This window comes from Pseudonocardia oceanicola, assembly GCF_047200735.1.
Taxonomy (GTDB): Bacteria; Actinomycetota; Actinomycetes; order Mycobacteriales; family Pseudonocardiaceae; genus Pseudonocardia.
In genome coordinates this window covers 12458-31115 of the sequence record NZ_JBJZON010000015.1, presented here as the reverse complement: position 1 = coordinate 31115, position 18658 = coordinate 12458, and the positions used below count along the sequence as shown (strand labels likewise).

Genomic DNA, 18658 nt, shown 5'->3' with positions numbered 1-18658 from the left:
ACCCCGATGCCCCCGAGCAGCCCGCGCCACGGCCCCGACCTGCGACGACCGGCGGTGGTCCTCGCGATCGCGCTGCCGGTGCTGCTCGCGCTGGTCGTGGCCGGGCTGGCGATCGCGGCGCGGGCCGGGGCGTTCGACGCGCCGGCTCCGGCGCCGGAGACCGGCCCGCTCGCGCTCGCGCCGGTCGAGGCGCCCGAGGCCTCGTCACGGGCCTGCGCCGGCCTGCTCGCGGTGCTGCCGCACGAGCTCCCCGGCGACCCGTCGCTCCCCGCCCGGCCGCTCGCCGATCCGGTGCAGGACGGGGCCCGCGCCTGGGCCGCCGAGCCGCGACCCGTCGTGCTGCGCTGCGGCCTGCCCCGTCCGCAGGAGCTGACCCCGACCTCCACGCTCACGGACGTCAACGGCGTCAGCTGGCTCACGATCACCGACGGCACCCCGCAGCCGAGCCTCGTGACCTACGTCGCCGTCGACCGGCCCGTGTACGTCGCACTCACCACGCCCACCGAGATCGGCACGGGCCCGGTCCAGGCGGTCTCCGACGCGATCGCCCGCACCCTCCCCCGCACCGACATCACCGTCCGCTGACCGACCCCGCGAGTCGCGCCCCCAGCTCCCGCGAGTCGCGCTCTCGGCTTCCGCGAGTCGCGCCCCCAGCTCCCGCGAGTCGCGCTCTCAGCTTCCGCGAGTCGCGCTCTCAGCTTCCGCGAGTCGCGCTCTCAGCGCAGACCGGTGCCCCGGGCGAGGGCGGTGTCGACCAGCGTGGCGAGCAGCGTGGGGTAGTCGACCCCCGTGTGCGCCCACATCCGCGGGTACATCGAGATGGGCGTGAAGCCGGGCATGGTGTTGACCTCGTTGACGGTCAGCTCCCCGCCCTCACCGACGAAGAAGTCCACACGGGCCAGGCCCTGGCAGTCCAGCGCGCGGAAGGCGGCGATCGCCATCTCGCGCAGCCGCTCGGCGACGACGTCGTCGACCTTGGCAGGGATGTCGAACTCGCAGACGTCGTCGAGGTACTTGGCCTCGAAGTCGTAGAACTCACCGGCCCCGCCGACGAGCCGGATCTCGGCGGGCACCGAGGCGCGCAGCGTGCCGTCGGGCAGCTCCAGCACGCCGCACTCCACCTCGCGCCCGACGACCGCCGCCTCCACCAGCACCTTCGGGTCGTGCACGCGGGCGGTGGCGATCGCGGCGTCGAGGTCGGCCCAGTCGCTCACCTTGGTGATGCCGACGGACGACCCGGCCCGCGCCGGCTTGACGAACACCGGCAGCCCGAGCCGCTCCCGCTCGTCGGCCGACAGGGTCTGCTGCCGGGGCCGCAGCACCACCAGGTTCCCGGCGGGCAGCCCGTCGGCGGCCAGGAGCTTCTTGGTGAACTCCTTGTCCATCCCTGCCGCGCTGGCGAACACCCCGGCACCGACGTAGGGCAGGCCGGCCATCTCGAGCAGGCCCTGGATCGTGCCGTCCTCGCCGAACGGGCCGTGCAGCACCGGGAACACGACGTCCACGCCGGTGAGCACCTCGCCCGCGCGGCCCGGATCGAGCCGCAGCAGGCCGCCCCGCGTCGGGTCGCCCGGAAGCGCGAGCGCGGTGGCGGTCGGGTCGACCTCCGGCAGGGCGCGGTCCCGGATCCGCAGCGCCGCCGGGTCGTCCGTGCCGAGGACCCACGCGCCGTCGGGGGCGATCCCGACCGGCACGACGTCGAACCGCTCCCGGTCGAGATGGGTCAGCACGCTCCCCGCCGAGACGCAGGAGATCGCGTGCTCGGAGCTGCGCCCGCCGAAGACGACGGCCACCCGGATCCGGTCGCGCCGGGGCGCGCTCGCAGGCTCGCTCATGACCGGGCAGCGTAGGCGCGCCCGTCACCCGACCGGCGCACGCCCTGCCGGGGTCCCGGTGCGCGGGACGAGCGAGCGGCGCTCTCGTCGCAGGTTCGGCACGCGTGAGCGTCGTTCGCGCACGCCCGGGTCAACGGTACCGCTGCTCCAGCTCCCGCACCTCGGGCAGCCCGACGAGCGAGGTGAACTCGTCGAAGGCGGGCAGTCCGGGCAGCGCGGCCCGGGGGGTGCCGTCGCGGCGGAGCGTCTCCAGCAGCGCACGCATCCCCGCCGTGGCGGCGAGCAGCGTGCCGATCGGGTACAGGACCAGCGCGAACCCGAGCTCGGCCATGCGGTCCAGGGTCAGCGGCGGGGTGGTGCCGCCCTCCGCCCAGTTGAAGACCAGCGGGGCGACGCCGGCGAGCTCGCCCGCGATCCGCTCGATGTCCGCCTCGGAGGTGGGCGCCTCCACGAACAGCAGGTCGGCGCCCGCGTCGCGGAACGCCCGTGCCCGCTCGATCGCGATGTCGACGCCCTCGACGGCGACCGCGTCCGTCCGGGCGATGATCAGGAAGTCCGGATCGCGGCGGACGTCGGCGGCGGCGCGGATCTTGCCGAGCATCTCCGGCAGCGGCACGATCCGCTTGCCGCTCAGGTGACCGCACTTCTTCGGCGTGACCTGGTCCTCGAGCTGGATCGCGGCGACGCCGGCCTGCTCGTAGGTCCGGACCGTGCGCAGCACGTTGATCGCGTTGCCGTACCCCGTGTCGCCGTCGGCGATCACCGGGACGTCGACGGCCTCGACGAGCCGGCGGGCGTTGTCCGCCATCTCCGTCCCGGTGAGCAGGCCGACGTCCGGACGGCCGAGCAGGCCCGCCGTCGTCCCGAAGCCGGTCATGTAGACGGCGTCGAAGCCCGCCTGCTCGACGAGCCGGGCGGACAGGGCGTCGTAGGCACCGGGGACGACCAGGGGACGGGACCCCGCGAGCAGGTCGCGCAGCTGCGCGCGGGGAGCTGTGGACAGCAGGCCGGCCATGTCCCGAGCGTCTCACGGTCGCGTCGGTGACCGGGTCCACACTGGGCCGCATGAACACTCGACCCAGGGGTGCGGATCTGGAACCGGTCCGCCGGATCGTCGGGCAGGAGCACGGGCTGGCGTCGGTCAGCGTGGTCCGGGCGGACGGCACCCCGCACTCGTCCCTCGTCAACGCCGGCGTGCTGGACCACCCGAGAACGGGCGCACCGGTCGTCGGCTACGTCACCTACGGGCGGGTCAAGCTGCGCAACCTGCGCGTCCGGCCGGCCACGTCCGTCCTGTGGCGGGCGGGCTGGCGCTGGGCGGCGGTCGACGGCGCGAGCGAGCTGATCGGCCCCGGCGACACCGACCCGGAGGAGCTGCGGCTGCTGCTGCGAGCCGTGTTCACCGGGGCCGGCGGCACCCACGACGACTGGGAGACCTACGACCGCGTGATGCGCGAGGAGGGCCGCGTCGCCGTTCTCGTCGCCCCGACGACGGTCTACGGCAACGCCTAGTGCGGTGACCACGAACGTCCACCGGTCCTCACGGGCCCGGGCGGCCCCTCGCGGCGTTGCCCCCGCACCCCGGTACGCCCGGTACAGGCGGTGCGGGGGCGCCTGACGAGGAACCACCCGGATCCCGCGATCACCCGGCGAACGTTCGTGGTCACCGCACGAGCTTCGCGCCGCTCCGCTGTGGGAGACCCCACGTCGCGGGACGGAACTTCGGCCTCGACCGTGGCACCTTGCAACCGTTAGCCTGAGACAACTATTTCGTCGCGCGTGGGGAGGGCCCGTGTCGGCCGAGCAGGCTGCCGTCAACGACCGACCGGGGGAAGTGCGGGACCCCGGCCCCGGCTACAAGTGGATCGCCCTGTCCAACACCACGTTGGGCATGCTCATGGCCACGATCAACTCCTCGATCGTGCTCATCGCCCTGCCGGACATCTTCCGTGGCATCGGGATCAACCCGCTGGAGTCGTCGAACACCAGCTACCTGCTGTGGATGATCATGGGCTTCCTGGTCGTCACCGCGGTGCTGGTCGTCGGCTTCGGCCGGCTCGGGGACATGTTCGGCCGCGTCCGGATGTACAACCTCGGCTTCGCCGTCTTCACGATCTCGTCGATCCTGCTCGCCGTCACCTGGCAACAGGGCGACGCCGCCGCGATCTGGCTGATCGCCTGGCGCATCGTGCAGGGCATCGGCGGCGCGTTCCTGATGGCGAACTCGAGCGCGATCCTCACCGACGCGTTCCCGGCCACGCAGCGCGGGCTCGCGCTGGGCATCAACGGCGTCGCCGCGATCGCCGGGTCCTTCCTGGGCCTGGTGATCGGCGGGCTGCTGGGCCCGGTCAACTGGCACCTCGTGTTCGTGGTGTCGGTGCCGTTCGGCGTCTTCGGCACCTTCTGGGCCTACTACAAGCTGCACGACAACGGCCGCCGGGTGCGGGCCAAGATGGACTGGTGGGGCAACGTCACCTTCGCGGTGGGCCTCATCGTGCTGCTGATCGGCATCACCTACGGGATCCAGCCGTACGGGGACAGCGTGATGGGCTGGGGCAGCCCGATGGTGCTGGGCTGCATCATCGGCGGCATCGCGGTGCTGGTGATCTTCGGGTTCATCGAGACGAGGGTCGCGGCCCCGCTGTTCGAGCTCTCCCTCTTCCGCAACCGCGCCTTCACCCTGGGCAACCTGGCGAACCTGCTCGCCTCGCTCGGCCGCGGCGGCCTGCAGTTCGTGCTGATCATCTGGTTGCAGGGCATCTGGCTGCCGCAGCACGGCTACAGCTTCGAGCAGACCCCGCTCTGGGCCGGCATCTACATGCTGCCGCTGACCATCGGCTTCCTCGCCGCGGCGCCGGTCTCGGGCGTGCTGTCGGACCGGTGGGGCAGCAAGTGGTTCACCACCGGCGGCATGCTCATCTCGGCGGTCAGCTTCGTCCTGCTCGAGATCCTGCCGGTCGACTTCGACTACTGGGCCTTCGCGGGGATCCTGCTGGTCAACGGCATCGGCATGGGGTTGTTCTCCTCGCCGAACCGGGCCGAGATCATGAACAGCCTGCCGGTCGACGCCCGCGGTGCCGGGGCGGGCATGACGGCGACCTTCCAGAACTCGGCGATGGTGCTGTCCATCGGGTTCTTCTTCAGCCTGATGATCGCGGGCCTGTCCACGCACCTGCCCTCGGTCATGCAGTCGGGCCTGGTGCAGAACGGCGTGCCCGCGGCCGACGCCTCGCGCATCGCCGACCTCCCGCCGGTCGGTGTGCTGTTCGCCGCGTTCCTCGGCTACAACCCGATCCAGGAGCTGCTCGGCGGCGTCCTCGACCGGATCCCGGTCGACCAGGCGAACTTCCTCACCGGGCGCAGCTTCTTCCCGAACCTGATCTCGCCGCCCTTCTCCGAGGGCCTCACCGCCGCCTTCTGGTTCGCCGTGGCGGCGTGCGTGGTCGCCGCGGTCGCGTCGATCTTCACCGGGCGCCGGCAGACGTCCCCGGTGCCCGAGACCGTCGGCGCGGAGCTGGCGGCCGAGGGCGGCGAGCTGGTCGACACCGACACGATGTGGGCCGACACCGCGACCGCGCCCCTGCCCGCGGTGGGTGCGGCCGGGCCGGTGGCGGGATCGGTCGTCGGAGCGCTGCGCACCCTGCACGGCACGGCCATCCCGGGCGGCGTCGTGACCGTCACGGCGCCGGACGGGCGGCAGGTCGGCCGTGCCGAGGTCGACCAGGGCGGCACCTACGCCCTGCACGGCCTGCCCGGCGGCACGTACATGGTCGTCGCGACCGCGCCGGGCTTCCGGCCGGCGGTGGCGACCGTCGCGCTCGACGGCGGGGACACGACCCAGGACTTCGACCTCGGCGGGGACGGCGCGCTGCACGGTGTGGTCCGCTCGGGCGAGCACCCGGCACCGCAGGTGTCGGTGCTGGCGCTCGACGGCGCCGGCCGGCTCGTCGGCCGCGCCGTCACCGGTGAGGACGGGCGCTTCCGTCTCGACGGCATCCCCACCGGCACCACCACGGTCACCGCGACCCTGGCCGGGCACGAGCCGAAGGCCACCACGGTGCACGTGGGCGCCGAGGGCACCACCCCCGTCGACCTGCTGCTCGACGCCGGCGGCGAGCTGGGCGGTACCGTCACCGGTCCCGACGGCCGGTTGCTGTCGAACGCCCTGGTGACCGTGGTCGACGGGGCGGGCGAGGTCGTCGCGAGCGCGACCAGCGGATCCGACGGACGGTTCGCCGTGCCGCGGGTGGTCCCGGGCACCTACACCCTCACCACCAGCGTGCACCTGCCCGCGGTCGCGCGGGTGGAGCTGTCCGGCGCGGGCACCACGGACGTCGAGCTGCGGCTCGGCGCGGTGGGCGGGGCCGCCGACGGTGCTCCGTCCCGGCACACCCGGCCGCACACCCCGATCGCCGGGGACTGACGGCCGGCGGTCGTCGCCCTGGCTCGAGCGGTCCCGGCCCGCCGTACGCGTCACCGGGGACCAGGGTGCGACGGTACGGCGCCGTCAGCCCGCCCGGCCGCCGGCCACCCCCCGGAGCACCGCGACGAGGCCCGGGAGGGCGGCGGCGAACTCGGCCCGCGAGCACCCCGCGTACCCGATCACGATGCCGCCCGGCGCCCCGGCACCCGCGTACCGCTCCAGGACCTCGAGTCCCGTCCCGCGCTCCGCCGCGGCGGCCTGCACGCTCCGGGCGGTGGCCGCGTCGGGCAGCGGGACGAGGACGTGGGCGCCGGCGCGGTCGCCCTGCAACGGGATCCCGGCGAGCGCCTCCACCAGCAGCCGGCGGCGCTCGCCCAGCTCCCGGCGGAGTCGGCGCAGGTGCCGGGCCAGGTCCCCGGAGGTGGCGAGGGCCGTGAACACCCGCTGTCCGGCCGGCGCCGGCCGCGACCCGGTCCGCTCCCGGCGCTCCACCACCGCCGCCCGCACACCCGGGGGCGCGACCAGCCAGCCGGCCCCGAGCGTCGGCGTGAGGATCTTGCTGACCGTCCCGACGTGCGCCACGACGTCCGGCCCGAGCGCGGCGAGCAACGGCAACGGCGCGACGTCGTAGCGCAGCTCACCGTCGTAGTCGTCCTCGATGATCAGCAGGCTCTCCGCGCGCGCCCGCTCGACCAGGGCGATCCGCCGCGCGGCCGGCATCCGTGCGCCGACCGGGAACTGGTGCGCCGGGGTGCAGTACACCGCCGCGAGGCCGGCGGGCAGGTCCTCGACCCGCAACCCCTCGTCGTCGACGGGCACGCCGACGACCTCGAGCCCGGCCGCCGTCAGCGCGTCGGCTGCCCGCCGGTACCCCGGCTCCTCGACCGCGACCCGAGCACCCCGCGGCAGCAGCCGGCCCAGCTCGGCGATCGCGCCGGTGCTCCCGCCGGTGGCGAGGACCTCGTCCGGGCGGGCGACGAGGCCGCGGTGGCGCAGCAGGTGCTCGCCGACGGCGGCGCGGAACTCCGGCAGCCCGGCGTACCGCGGCAGCAGGTCCGGCTCGGGATCCGCCGCCGCGCGCCAGGCACGCCGCCAGGCCGCCCGATCCAGGACCTCGGTGCACGGCGTGCCGGGCCGCAGGTCGATCCGTGCCGACTCGGCGACGGGCTCCTCCCTCGATGCCGGCCCCGGGGCGGGTCCGGCCACCGGAACCGCCGTGACGAAGGTGCCCGCGCCCACCCGGCCCTCGAGCCAGCCCTCGGCCAGGAGCTGGTCGTAGGCGGCCGCCGTCACGGTGCGGCTCACCCGCAGGACGGCCGCCAGCTCGCGGGTCGACGGCAGCCGGTCCCCCGCCCGGAGCGCACCACCCGCGCCCGCCGCGCGCAGGGCGTCGGCCAGCTGGGCCGCGAGGGACTCGGGGCCGGTGCGGTCGAGGAGCAGCGGCGGCAGGTCGGTCACGGAGGCGCGATGTGGACAGGCGTCACGGGGACGCCGAGGTCGACGCGGTCACGGCAGTGGCCTCCCGGAATCGAGGCGGAGTGGCTGTTCCAGGATGCCACCTCGCGTCCCAGACTCGTCGCCGTGACCGGCACCCTCTCCCCCACCCCGCGCAGCACCCTCGGCCGCCTCCGCGAGCGCGGAGCCACCGACCGCGCCGCGCTGTACGACGTCCTCGACCACGGCCTCGTCTGCCACCTCGCGCTGGTCCGCGACGGCGCCCCGGTCGTACTGCCCACCGGGTACGGCCGCATCGGCGACACCCTCTACGTGCACGGCTCGTCCGGGGCGCGCTGGCTGCGCGAGGGCGAGATCCCGGTGTGCGCGACCGTCACCCACCTCGACGGCATCGTCTACGCCCGCTCGGTCTTCCACTTCTCGATGAACTACCGCAGCGCCGTCGCCCACGGGACCGCGCGGCTCGTCACCGAGGAGCCCGAGCGCACGGCCGCGCTGCGTGCCGTCGTGGAGCACCTCGCGCCCGGCTCGTGGGACTACGCGCGCCCGCCCACGCGCCGCGAGCTCGCCGCGACCGCCGTGCTCGCGCTGGACCTCGAGGAGGCCAGCGTGAAGATCCGGACCGGGCCGCCCGGGGACGACCCCGAGGACGTCTCGCCCGAGGTCTGGGCCGGTGTCGTCCCGATCACCAGCACCTTCGGCGCACCCGTGCCCGATCCCCACGTCCCCGCCGGCGCACCGGTCCCTGCGCACGTCGCCTCCCGCACCCCGCGGACGGCGACGGTCGCCACCGACGACCGGTAGCCGGCTCGCGTCACCGGCCCCGGGCACCGCACCCGACGTCGCACACCGTCGCGCGGCTCGACCGGTGCCCCTACCCTGTCGTCGCGGCATTCCAGTCAGGAGCAGCGATGGCCGACGGCTCGCCCACCGGTGCGGTATCGATCACGCTGCTCGGCGGTCTGACGGTGACCGTCGGGCCACGGCTCGTCACGACGTGGCCGACGCGGCGGTCGGCCGAGCTGGTGGCTCTGCTGGCACTGTCGGACGGCCGGCGGCTGCTGCGCGACCAGGTCGTCGAGGCGCTCTGGCCGCACCTCGCCCCGCAGGCCGGTGCGGCGAACCTCCGCAAGGCCGCGCACTTCGCGCGGCAGGCGCTCGGTGGCGAGCGTGCGGTACACCTGGCCGAGGGCCGGGTGAGCCTCTTCCCGGACGCGGTCGTCGACATCGACGCCGCGCTGTTCGAGCGGCGGGCCCGGGACATCCTGCGGTCCGGCGACCGCGCCGCCGCGGCGGCCCTGGCGGCCGGGTGCGCCGCAGACCTGCTGCCCGAACTCCTCTACGCCGAGTGGACCCAGGGACCCCGGGACCGGCTGCGTTCGCTCCTCACGGCCCTGCTGCGACTCGGCGAGCAGTGGGAACGGTTGGTCGCGGTCGATCCCGCGGACGAGCACGCCCACCGGGAGCTGATGCGAGCCGCGCGCGAGGCCGGCAGCCCGCACACCGCGATCCGCTGGTACAGCCGGTTGCGCACCAACCTGGGGCGCCGGCTCGGCGTGGCGCCCTCGGAGGAGAGCCGTGCGCTCTACGAGTCGTGTGTCGCCGACCTGCCCCCGGGCCCCGCGATGGTGGGCCGTCAGCTGGAGCTGGCGCGGCTGACCGCCGCCCTGGACTCCGCCACCGTGCACGGGTCCGGCGCGCTGATCGTGCGGGGCGCGGCGGGTATGGGGAAGTCGACGCTGTGCGGCGAGCTCGCCGCCACCGCCCGGCAGCGACGATGGCGCGTGACGAGCGTCACCGCGGGCCCGGCGCGTGGTGCCTATGCCGCCCTGGCCGCCGCGGTCCAGCAGCAGATCGACCGTGACCCCGCGGTGCTCGACCGGTTGCCCGCAACGGCGCGCACCGTGCTGGCCGAACTCCTCGCGCCGACGGGACCGGGGGCGGCGACGACGGCCGGGCTCACCCGCCACCGGGTGATCGGCGCGGTGCACCGGTTGCTGACCGCCGACCGCGGCGTCCCGGGCGTGCTGCTCGTCGTCGACGACGTGCACCTGGCCGACGAGGCCACCGTCGAGGCGGCCGAGCAGCTGGCCCGCACCGGCGGCGCTCCCCCGGTCCGGGTGGTGCTGGCCTACCGGCCCGAGGCCGCCCCGCCCGCGCTGACCGGTGCGGTGGTCCGTCTCGACCAGGCGGGCCGGGGCACCGTGGTCGACCTCGGCCCCCTGGCCGAGGCGGAGATCGCGGCCGTGGTGGAGTCGGAGAGCACCGTGGCGGCGAGTCCCGCCCGGGTGTCCCGGATCGTGGCGATGGCCGAGGGCAACCCGTTCTTCGCCCGGGAGCTGGCGCGCGGGAGCGCGGGGGGCGGCGATGCCGTCCGACCGTCGACCTGGGTCGCGATCATCGAGCGGACACTGGACCTGGACGAGGCCACCGCGGCACTGGTCCGCCGGCTCGCCGTGATCGGCGACGACCTGGACCCCTTCGACGTGCCCGCCCTGACCGGGCTGGCCGAGGCGGAGGCGTTCGCGCTCCTCGACGCCGCCCTCGACGTCGGCGCCCTGGTGGTCGCCGGAACCCGCTACCGGTTCCGGCACGACCTCCTCCGGCAGGCGCTCGCCGAGCAGGTCCCGCCGCACCGCCGCCCGGCGATCCACCGCGACGCCGCCCGCGGTCTGGCTGCCGCGGGCGCCGCGCCCAGCCTGGTCGCCCGGCACTGGCTCGACGGTGGTCGCCCGGACGAGGCGGAACCCTGGCTGTGGGCGGCAGCTCGCCGGGCGTGGTCGCTCGGCGCGTTCGCCGACGCCCTCGGCCAACTGGACCCGTTGCTGGCGCACCGACCGACGCACCTCCCCGCGCTGCGCCTTCGCGCCGAGGTGCTCGACGCACTCGGCGACCGGCGGGCCCCGGCCGCCTACGCCGCCGCCGCGCAGGCGGCCGAGCCGCCGGAGACGCACGACCTGCGGGCCCGGCAGGCGCTGGCCGAGATCAAGCAGGGTGACCCGCGCGCCTGCCTGCGGACCCTGGAAGGGCTGGCGCCGAGTTCGCTGCCCGGCCGGCTCGCCCAGGCACTCGCCTGGAGCGGTGCCGCCGTCATGGGCTTCGCCTCCCCGCAGACGGGCACCGCGAAGGCCGCCGAGTGCCGGCGGCTGGCGCTGCGGTCCGGCGACCGGGCCGCCCTGGTGGTCGCCTCCTGGGCCCAGGCCGCGGCCGCACACGCCCGGGACGACCTGCGGGAGAGCCTGTGGGCGGATCTGCTGGACACCCATGCGCTGCGCGAACTGGCCGTCAGCGTGTTCGACGGCCACCTGTGCATGACCCAGCGCCTGCTCTACGGGGCCCGCCCCTACCCCGACGTGCTCGCCTTCGCCGCGGCGTTCCGGGAGGAGGCGGAACGGCTCGGCGCGGGCCGCGGGCTGGCGTTCGCGACCACGCTCCGCGGTGAGGCGGAGCTCCTCTCCGGCGCGCTCGACGACGCGGACGCCGACCTGCGGGAGGCGGCGCGGCTCAGCCGCGACGTCGGTGCCGCGACCGGCGAGGCGCTCGCCCTGCAACGGCGGGCCGAGGTCGCGCTGCACCGGGGCCACCACGGCGAGGCCGCCGGCCTGCTCGACGACGCCCTCGACATCGCCCGGGAGTCGGACGTCGGCTTCCACCTGTTCGACCGCATCTACGGCACCCGCATCGCGGCCGCGACCGATCCGGACACCATGATCGTCCGCATCGAGGAGGCCGAGCAGGGGGTGCGAGGTCCCTCGGAGACCTGCCCCGGCTGCCGGATCACGCTCACCGCACCGGCCGCCATCGCCGCCGCCCGCGGCGGCGACCTCGACCGCGCCGCCCGCTACGCCCGCGACACGGAGGACCTGGCCGCCGTCGTGATGCGGCTACCCGGGTGGGACGCCACCGTGCAGGAGGTCAACGGACACCTCGCGGCCGCACTCGGCGATCCCGGCCGGGCCACCGAGCACTTCCGGTCGGCCGCCACCGCCTTCCACGGCGCCGGTCGCCCCCTGGACGCGGCGCGGTGCGCCGGGAAGGCCCGCGAGTCCCGGGCCGCCGCCCCCCGGCCACCGAGGCCGCGAGGAACGTTCCGGGAACACCGGCCTGACACCGTCTCCGGCATGAGCAACCACAGCACCACCGTCGCCACCGCCGTCGGACTGCTGAACGCCGGCGACGTCGACGGATACGTCACCACCCTCTACCACCCGGACGCGGTGTTCCACGGCTTCCCACCGGACTTCCCGGGCACCCGGGCCGGCATCGCCGAGTTCTTCCGCGCCCTGCGCGCCGGCATCCCCGACGCCGTGATCACCGCCCAGGACATGCTCGTCGACCAGGACCGGGTCGCGGTGCGCTTCACCCTCACCGGGACCCACACCGGTGAGCTGTTCGGCGTACCCGCCGGCGGCGCGGGGGTGGAGGCCGAGGGGATCACCATCCTCCACTTCCGCGGCGACCAGGTCGCCGAGCGGTGGAACCGGCTCGACGACCTCGCGTTCCTCGGCCAGATCGGCGCACTGCCGGTCGCCACCGGCGCCTGACCGCCGGCAACGCCGGCTGCGGGGGCCGAGCTCACCACCCGGCCCCCGCGGACCGGCCGAACGGCCGCGCCTTCCGCCCGGCCGCGTGCCGCACGGCGACCCCGGGTCCGGCCCGGCGAGGCACAGCACAGCGCGGACCCACGCCCCGTCCCCGGGCCCCGGAGGTGCGCACGGGAAGGTCACGTAACCTCCGATCGTGTGAGCACGTCCCGCCCCGCGCGCTATCCGGAGGCTCCCCGGCTCGACCTCGTCGAGGAGCTGCACGGGCGCCGGGTCGCCGATCCGTACCGCCGGCTCGAGGACCCGGAGGACCCGCGGACCCGCGAGTGGTCGGCGGCGCAGGACGAGCTCGCCCGCAGCCGGCTCGACGCCCTGCCCGGCCGCGAGGTCCTCGAGTCGCGGCTGCGCGAGCTGCTCTCCGCCGGCTCCGTCTCGGTGCCGCTCTGGCGGGCCGGGCGGGCGTTCTTCTCCCGCCGCGAGCCGGGCCAGGAGCACGCGGTCGTGTACGTCCGCGAGCCCGACGGGGCGGGATCGGTCCGGGAGCGGGCCCTTCTCGACCCGGTCGCCCTCGACCCGTCCGGCCTGACCACGCTCGACACGTGGGTGCCGGACCTGGAGGGCAACCGGATCGCCTACCAGGTCTCCCACGGCGGCGACGAGCAGTCGGTCCTGTACCTGCTCGACGTCGCGACCGGTGAGGTCGTCGAGGGCCCGATCGACCGCTGCCGCTACTCGTCGGTGGCGTGGCTGCCCGGCGGCGCCGAGTTCGTCTACGTGCGCAAGGTCGCCCCCGGCGAGGTCACCGACGGCGAGGAGGACTTCCATCGCCGCGTCTGGCGGCACCGGGTCGGCACCCCCGACACCGAGGACGAGCTGGTCACCGGCCCCGGGCTCTACGAGCGGCACACCTACTACGGCGTGCGCGTGTCCCGGGACGGCCGCTGGCTGGTCGTGACCGCGAACGTCGGTACCGCCCGCCGCGACAGCGTGTGGATCACCGAGCTCGGCGACGGCAAGACCCCGGAGCTCGTCCCGGTCCTCACCCAGGCCGACGACGTCCAGGCCACCTGCTGGGTCGAGCGCGACGGGCGCCTCTACGTGCACACCACGGACGGGGCGCCGCGCTGGCGGCTCGCCGTCACCGACCCGGCCACCCCGCAGCGCGAGCACTGGCAGGACCTGGTTCCCGAGGACCCCGGCTCGGTGCTGCAGGCCGTCCGCTGGCTCGAACCCGCCCCCGGGACGGACGACGGGCCGCGCCTCGTCGTCGCCCGCGCCCGGCACGCCGTGGCCGAACTGACCCTGCACGCCGTCGACGGCACGCCGGTCGGCGAGATCCCGCTGCCGGGCACCGGCTCGCTGACCGGCCTGACGGTCGCCGACCGGGACACCCCGCAGCGCTTCGGGCAGGTGTGGATCGGCTGGACCGACCTCGTGACCCCGGCGCAGGTGCACCGCTTCGCGCGCGGCGCGACCGTGCTCGAGGCGACCGCGCCCGGGCAGGTCGAGCTGCCCGCCGTCCGCTCCGAGCTGCGCGAGTTCACCTCGCGGGACGGCACCACGGTCCGGATGTTCGTGGTCACCCCCGCCGAGGGCGACGGCCCGTGGCCCGCCCTGATGACCGGCTACGGCGGCTTCTCGATCGCCCGTGAACCGGCGTACACGTCGTCGGCCCTGGCCTGGGTCGCCTCGGGCGGCGCGTACGCGCTGGTCGGGCTGCGCGGAGGCAGCGAGGAGGGCGAGGCCTGGCACCTCGCCGGCAACCGCGCGAACAAGCAGAACGTGTTCGACGACTTCCACGCGGCCGGCGAGGCCCTGGTCGCCGCGGGCACCACCACGCCCGCGCAGCTCGGCATCCAGGGCGGCTCCAACGGCGGGCTGCTGGTCGGTGCCGCGTTGACCCAGCGCCCCGACCTCTACGCCGCCGTCGTCTGCTCGGCGCCGCTGCTGGACATGGTCCGCTACGAGCTGTTCTCCCTGGGCCGCACCTGGAACGACGAGTACGGCACCGCCGACGACCCGGAGCAGCTCGGCTGGCTGCTCTCCTACTCGCCGTACCACCACGTCCGGGAGGGCGTGGCGTACCCGGCCACGCTCTTCACCGTGTTCGAGTCGGACACCCGCGTCGACCCGCTGCACGCCCGCAAGATGTGCGCGGCGCTGCAGCACGCCACCACCGCCGACCTGCTCGACCGGCCCGTGCTGCTGCGTCGCGAGACCGACGTCGGACACGGGGCGCGGTCGATCTCGCGCACCGTTGCGCTGTCCGTGGACACCCTGGCCTTCCTGGCCTTCCACACCGGTCTGGAGTTGTCGTGATCCCCCTGCAGGACGCCGTCGACGGCCTGCCCCTCGCCGATCCACCCGCCTGCGCCGCCGAGGCCGGGAGCTGGTGCGCACGCTTCTACGAGTGGACCAACAACGACTTCCTGGCCCGCTCGGCCGACGTCGTGGTCAACGGCGCGATCAAGATCGTGTTGATCGTCGTGGTCGCCCTCGTCGCGCGGAAGCTGCTGCACCGGGCGATCAGCCGGGTGGTGGACGGCGCCTCGAACGGCCGGATCTCCAAGCTGCTCGGCCGCGCGCCCCGGCGGATCCGCGCCACCCCGCTGATCTCGCAGCGGCGCGTCCAGCGCGCCCGCACCATCGGCTCGGTGCTGCGCTCGATCACCTCCGCGGTGCTCCTGCTGATCGCGGCGGTGATGATCCTCGCCGAGTTCGGCGTCGCGCTCGGGCCCATCCTGGCGTCGGCCGGGATCGTCGGCGTCGCGGTCGGTTTCGGCGCGCAGAACCTGGTGCGCGACTTCCTGTCCGGCATGTTCATGCTGCTCGAGGACCAGTACGGCGTCGGCGACATCGTGGACCTCGGCGAGGCCAGCGGCACGGTCGAGGCGGTCGGCCTGCGCATCACCACCATCCGGGACCTGCAGGGCACGGTCTGGTACGTGCGCAACGGCGAGATCCTGCGCGTCGGCAACAAGAGCCAGGGCTACGCCGTGGCCGTGGTCGACCTGCCGCTGGCACACCACGCGGACATGGCCGAGGCCTCCGAGCTGGCCGGGCGGGCGGCCGTCGAACGCGTCGCCCAGGAGGACATCGCCGCGGACGTGCTGGAGGAGCCGGAGGTCCTCGGCGTCGAGAAGGTCACCGCCGAGGGCGCCACGTTGCGGCTCACCGTCAAGGTCAACCCGGGCAAGCAGTGGGCCGTGCAGCGCGCGCTCAACGCCGCCATCACCGACGCGTTCGACGACGAGGGCGTCCCCCGTCCGCTGCCGCTCGGGCTCGGGGGGAGACTGGGGGCGTGACTGCGCCGCAGAACTTCTACGCGGAGGTGGGGGGCCACACGGTCTTCCACCAGATCGTCCACCGCTTCTACGAACAGGTCCGCGAGGACGAGATCCTCCGCCCGCTCTACCCGGAGGAGGACCTGGGCCCGGCCGAGGACCGGCTGCGGATGTTCCTCGAGCAGTACTGGGGCGGCCCGCGCACCTACTCGGAGCAGCGCGGTCACCCACGCCTGCGGATGCGGCACTTCCCGTTCCGGATCGGGCCGATCGAGCGGGACGCGTGGCTGCGCTGCATGCGCGTCGCCGTCGACGAGGCCGACCTCGACGAGGCCCACCGCGCCCAGCTCTGGCAGTACCTGGAGTACGCGGCCGCGAGCATGGTCAACTCCGGCTTCTAGGAGCGGCGACGATCCGTTTGGCATGATGGTCCCTCGTGCGGCACGACGGACGGTGGTGGGCGGAGGCCGTCGTCTACCAGGTCTACGTCCGCAGCTTCGCCGACTCGGACGGCGACGGGATCGGTGACCTCGCGGGGGTCCGCAGCCGGCTCGGGTACCTGGAACTGCTCGGGGTCGACGCCCTCTGGCTGAGCGCCGTCGACCCGTGCCCCGGTGTCGACCACGGCCACGACGTGACCGACCCGCGCGAGGTCGACCCGCTGCTCGGCGATCTCGACGACCTCGCCGGGCTGATCGCCGACGCGCACGCCCACGGCCTGCGCGTGATCGTCGACGTGGTGCCCAACCACACCTCCGACCGGCACGAGTGGTTCCGCGCGGCGGTGTCGTCGGCGCCGGGCAGCCCGGAGCGGGCCCGCTACCACTTCCACCCCGGCCGGGGCGAGCGCGGCGAGCGGCCGCCGAACAACTGGCAGAGCGTGTTCGGCGGGCCCGCGTGGACGCGGCTCACCGTGACCGACGAGGACGGCACGAGCCGGCCGGACGAGTGGTACCTGCACCTGTTCGCCCCGGGACAGCCGGACCTGAACTGGGAGAACCCCGAGGTCTGGGCGGACCTGGAGAAGACGCTGCGGTTCTGGTGCGACCAGGGTGTCGACGGACTGCGGATCGACGTCGCGCACGGCATGGCCAAGGCCGGCGGGCTGCCCGACGACCGCCGCCAGCCGGGCTGGACCCCGGTGTCCGACGAGCTCACCGATCCCCGCTTCGACCAGGACCCGGTGCACGACGTGCACCGGATGATCCGCGCGGTGCTCGACCACTACCCGGACCGGATGGCCGTCGGCGAGGTCGGCACCGTCCGCGACGACGCCCGGTGGGCCTGCTACGTGCGTCGCGACGAACTGCACCTCGCCTTCCACTCCGCGCTGCGCGACGCACCCTTCGACGCGGCGGCGGTGCGCGAGGCCGTCGACCGCACGCTCGACGCGGCCGCGTCGGTCGGCGCGCCGGCGGTCTGGACGCTGGCGAACCACGACGTCGTCCGCCCGGCCTCGCGGTACGGGGAGGGCACGCTCGGCCTGTCCCGGGCCCGGGCGATGGCCCTGGTCGCACTGGCCCTGCCGGGCACGGCGTACCTCTACCACGGCGACGAGCTGGGCCTGCCCGACGTCACGGTGCCCGACGACGCGCGCCGGGACCCGACCTGGGAGCTGTCCGGGCACACCGACCCCGGCCGGGACGGCGCGCGGGTGCCGCTGCCGTGGGAGGGCGAGGGCCCCGGCTACGGCTTCACCACCGGTACGCCCTGGCTGCCGATGCCCGAGGGGTTCGGCGCGCTGACGGCGGCGGAGCAGCTCGAGGACCCGGACTCCACGCTCTCGCTCTACCGCCGGGCACTCGACCTGCGCCGCACCCACGCCGCGTTCCACGGCGAGCGGGTCGAGTGGTTCGGCGCCCCGCCGGGCTGCCTCGCCTTCCGCCGCACCGGCTCCACGCTCGTGTGTGCGCTCAATGCCGGTGACCGCGCCGTGCCGCTGCCGCCCGGCGACGTCCTGCTCACCAGCGCCCCGCTCACGGACTGCGGCGAGCTGCCCCCGGACACGGCCGCCTGGCTCGCCTGATCCGCGTCAGGTCAGCAGCGGCAGCGAGGTGACCCGCCGCCGGACGACGGCGCCGAAGCGGGCGTCCAGCCGCATCCAGGAGCCGCTCGCGGAGACCCGCACCACCGGTTCGGGCCCCGCTCCCGCGCCGGTGTCCGCCCCGCCGAGAAAGCCCATGCCGGACAGGGCGAACAGCGCCCGCATCGGCACCGACACCTTCCCCGGGACCTCGCCGGAGACGGTCAGCACGGTCTGGTCGAGCAGCGACGCCGGCGGCCCCAGCGGCCCGCCGTGCTCCCGGGCCAGGGTCAGCCCGCGCTCGGTCAGGGCCTCCAGCTCGCGGGCCGGGACGTCCTCGAGCCGCGTCCAGCCCTCGTCCGGCGGCAACATGCCCGTCCAGAACCCGGTGGCGTCGGCGAGGTCCACGTCGGCCGACCGGTCCACGGCCAGCGCGGTGAGCAGCGCCGATCCCTGCACGGTGACGTCGGCGGGCTCCATCTCCCCGGCGACCGAGCGGGTGGCCAGCACCTCGAACGGGGTCGGGGCCCACGCCGTCACCCGCCCCCGCGCGGCGCGCAGCCGCACCGCGGCGGACTGGTCGAGGCGGACCAGGCGAGCGGTGAAGGCGCCGAGGTCGTCGCGCTCGGACGGGTCGGCGAACCGGAGGGTCATGACGCGGCCCCGCTCGCCTCGGGTGCCCAGCGCAGCAGGAACGCCTTCTCCTCGGCGGTGAGCCGGCGCGGACGCTGCCCCCGCAGGTCGAACAGCGCCATGCGGGTCTCGGCCTCGATCGCGACCCGGTCGGACTCCGCGGGCCCGTCGCGCATCACGTAGTCGATCGTGAACGACGCCGCCCGCACCTCCCGCACGGTCATCTCCACCCGCAGGTCGTGCGCCCGGTACGGGATCTGTCGGCGGTACTCCACGCCCAGCCCGGCCACCAGCAGCCCCTCGGCGAAGCTGCCGACACCCGCCGCCGCGGCCGCGGTGAACATCAGGTCGATGCGGGCCTCCTCGAGGAGCGTGACCGCCCGGGCGTGGTTCAGGTGCCGGTAGGAGTCCTGGTCGGTCCACCGCAGCGGGACCTGGGCGACGTAGCGGGCCACGCACCC

Annotated in this window: 14 protein-coding genes; 9 read left to right on the top strand and 5 right to left on the bottom strand. The window is 75.1% G+C overall.

Going from position 1 to position 18658, the window contains the following annotated elements; genetic code table 11:
• The first annotated feature begins 6 nt into the window (after positions 1-6).
• Positions 7-585 carry a DUF3515 domain-containing protein gene (locus tag ACL02T_RS20645; RefSeq protein WP_412832366.1) on the top strand — a complete coding sequence of 193 codons (579 nt, stop codon included), beginning with the start codon at positions 7-9 and terminating at the stop codon, positions 583-585.
• Positions 586-716: 131 nt separating this feature from the next.
• On the opposite strand, the gene ACL02T_RS20640 is transcribed toward ACL02T_RS20645, so the two are convergent.
• Together ACL02T_RS20640 and ACL02T_RS20635 are read right to left on the bottom strand one after the other, a co-directional pair.
• Positions 717-1835 carry a D-alanine--D-alanine ligase family protein gene (locus ACL02T_RS20640; RefSeq protein ID WP_412832365.1) on the bottom strand — a complete coding sequence of 373 codons (1119 nt, stop codon included), beginning with the start codon at positions 1833-1835 and terminating at the stop codon, positions 717-719.
• A 130-nt stretch (positions 1836-1965) separates the two neighbouring features.
• Positions 1966-2850: an isocitrate lyase/PEP mutase family protein gene (locus tag ACL02T_RS20635; RefSeq protein WP_412832364.1), complete on the bottom strand. Its 885-nt coding sequence runs from the start codon at positions 2848-2850 to the stop codon at positions 1966-1968.
• A gap of 50 nt (positions 2851-2900) precedes the next feature.
• On the opposite strand from ACL02T_RS20635, the gene ACL02T_RS20630 reads away from it, so the two are divergent.
• Positions 2901-3347, top strand: a complete 447-nt coding sequence (locus ACL02T_RS20630) for a pyridoxamine 5'-phosphate oxidase family protein (protein ID WP_412832363.1) — start codon at positions 2901-2903, stop codon at positions 3345-3347.
• A gap of 379 nt (positions 3348-3726) precedes the next feature.
• A complete protein-coding gene (locus tag ACL02T_RS20625; protein ID WP_412832496.1) occupies positions 3727-6258 on the top strand; it encodes an MFS transporter in 2532 nt (843 codons plus the stop codon).
• A gap of 84 nt (positions 6259-6342) precedes the next feature.
• On the opposite strand, the gene pdxR is transcribed toward ACL02T_RS20625, so the two are convergent.
• Positions 6343-7716, bottom strand: a complete 1374-nt coding sequence (pdxR, locus tag ACL02T_RS20620) for a MocR-like pyridoxine biosynthesis transcription factor PdxR (protein ID WP_412832362.1) — start codon at positions 7714-7716, stop codon at positions 6343-6345.
• Between the two features lie 123 nt (positions 7717-7839).
• Between pdxR and ACL02T_RS20615 the strand changes: the two genes are divergently transcribed.
• The 6 genes from ACL02T_RS20615 to ACL02T_RS20590 all read left to right on the top strand — a co-directional run bounded on the left by ACL02T_RS20615 (position 7840) and on the right by ACL02T_RS20590 (position 17567).
• Positions 7840-8517 carry a pyridoxamine 5'-phosphate oxidase family protein gene (locus ACL02T_RS20615; RefSeq protein WP_412832361.1) on the top strand — a complete coding sequence of 226 codons (678 nt, stop codon included), beginning with the start codon at positions 7840-7842 and terminating at the stop codon, positions 8515-8517.
• Between the two features lie 107 nt (positions 8518-8624).
• A complete protein-coding gene (locus ACL02T_RS20610) occupies positions 8625-12257 on the top strand; it encodes an ester cyclase (RefSeq protein ID WP_412832360.1) in 3633 nt (1210 codons plus the stop codon).
• A gap of 198 nt (positions 12258-12455) precedes the next feature.
• Complete coding sequence (locus ACL02T_RS20605) at positions 12456-14576, top strand: prolyl oligopeptidase family serine peptidase (protein WP_412832359.1); 2121 nt, start codon at positions 12456-12458, stop codon at positions 14574-14576.
• Positions 14573-15562, top strand: coding sequence for a mechanosensitive ion channel family protein (locus tag ACL02T_RS20600; protein ID WP_412832358.1), 990 nt, complete (start codon positions 14573-14575; stop codon positions 15560-15562). Before ACL02T_RS20605 ends, ACL02T_RS20600 begins: the two co-directional genes overlap by 4 nt.
• Positions 15559-15942 (top strand): globin, encoded by a 384-nt coding sequence (locus ACL02T_RS20595; RefSeq protein WP_412832357.1) that lies wholly within the window; start codon positions 15559-15561, stop codon positions 15940-15942. The genes ACL02T_RS20600 and ACL02T_RS20595 overlap by 4 nt, the downstream gene beginning before the upstream one ends.
• 35 nt (positions 15943-15977) lie before the next feature.
• Entirely contained in the window at positions 15978-17567 is a 1590-nt protein-coding gene (locus ACL02T_RS20590) for an alpha-amylase family glycosyl hydrolase (RefSeq protein ID WP_412832356.1), read from the top strand.
• A gap of 6 nt (positions 17568-17573) precedes the next feature.
• Here the strand turns inward: ACL02T_RS20590 and ACL02T_RS20585 are convergent, their stop codons facing one another.
• Together ACL02T_RS20585 and ACL02T_RS20580 are read right to left on the bottom strand one after the other, a co-directional pair.
• Positions 17574-18218, bottom strand: coding sequence for a DUF8185 domain-containing protein (locus tag ACL02T_RS20585; RefSeq protein WP_412832355.1), 645 nt, complete (start codon positions 18216-18218; stop codon positions 17574-17576).
• Positions 18215-18652: an acyl-CoA thioesterase gene (locus ACL02T_RS20580; protein WP_412832354.1), complete on the bottom strand. Its 438-nt coding sequence runs from the start codon at positions 18650-18652 to the stop codon at positions 18215-18217. Before ACL02T_RS20580 ends, ACL02T_RS20585 begins: the two co-directional genes overlap by 4 nt.
• Between the last annotated feature and the right edge of the window lie 6 nt (positions 18653-18658).

What these genes read in the sequence shown, in the direction of transcription:
- ACL02T_RS20645 (WP_412832366.1), top strand. Translation starts at nt 7, where the DNA reads ATGCCCCCGAGCAGCCCGCGCCACGGCCCCGACCTGCGACGACCGGCG.
- ACL02T_RS20640 (WP_412832365.1), bottom strand. Translation starts at nt 1,835, where the DNA reads ATGAGCGAGCCTGCGAGCGCGCCCCGGCGCGACCGGATCCGGGTGGCC.
- ACL02T_RS20635 (WP_412832364.1), bottom strand. Translation starts at nt 2,850, where the DNA reads ATGGCCGGCCTGCTGTCCACAGCTCCCCGCGCGCAGCTGCGCGACCTG.
- ACL02T_RS20630 (WP_412832363.1), top strand. Translation starts at nt 2,901, where the DNA reads ATGAACACTCGACCCAGGGGTGCGGATCTGGAACCGGTCCGCCGGATC.
- ACL02T_RS20625 (WP_412832496.1), top strand. Translation starts at nt 3,727, where the DNA reads ATGCTCATGGCCACGATCAACTCCTCGATCGTGCTCATCGCCCTGCCG.
- ACL02T_RS20610 (WP_412832360.1), top strand. Translation starts at nt 8,625, where the DNA reads ATGGCCGACGGCTCGCCCACCGGTGCGGTATCGATCACGCTGCTCGGC.
- ACL02T_RS20585 (WP_412832355.1), bottom strand. Translation starts at nt 18,218, where the DNA reads ATGACCCTCCGGTTCGCCGACCCGTCCGAGCGCGACGACCTCGGCGCC.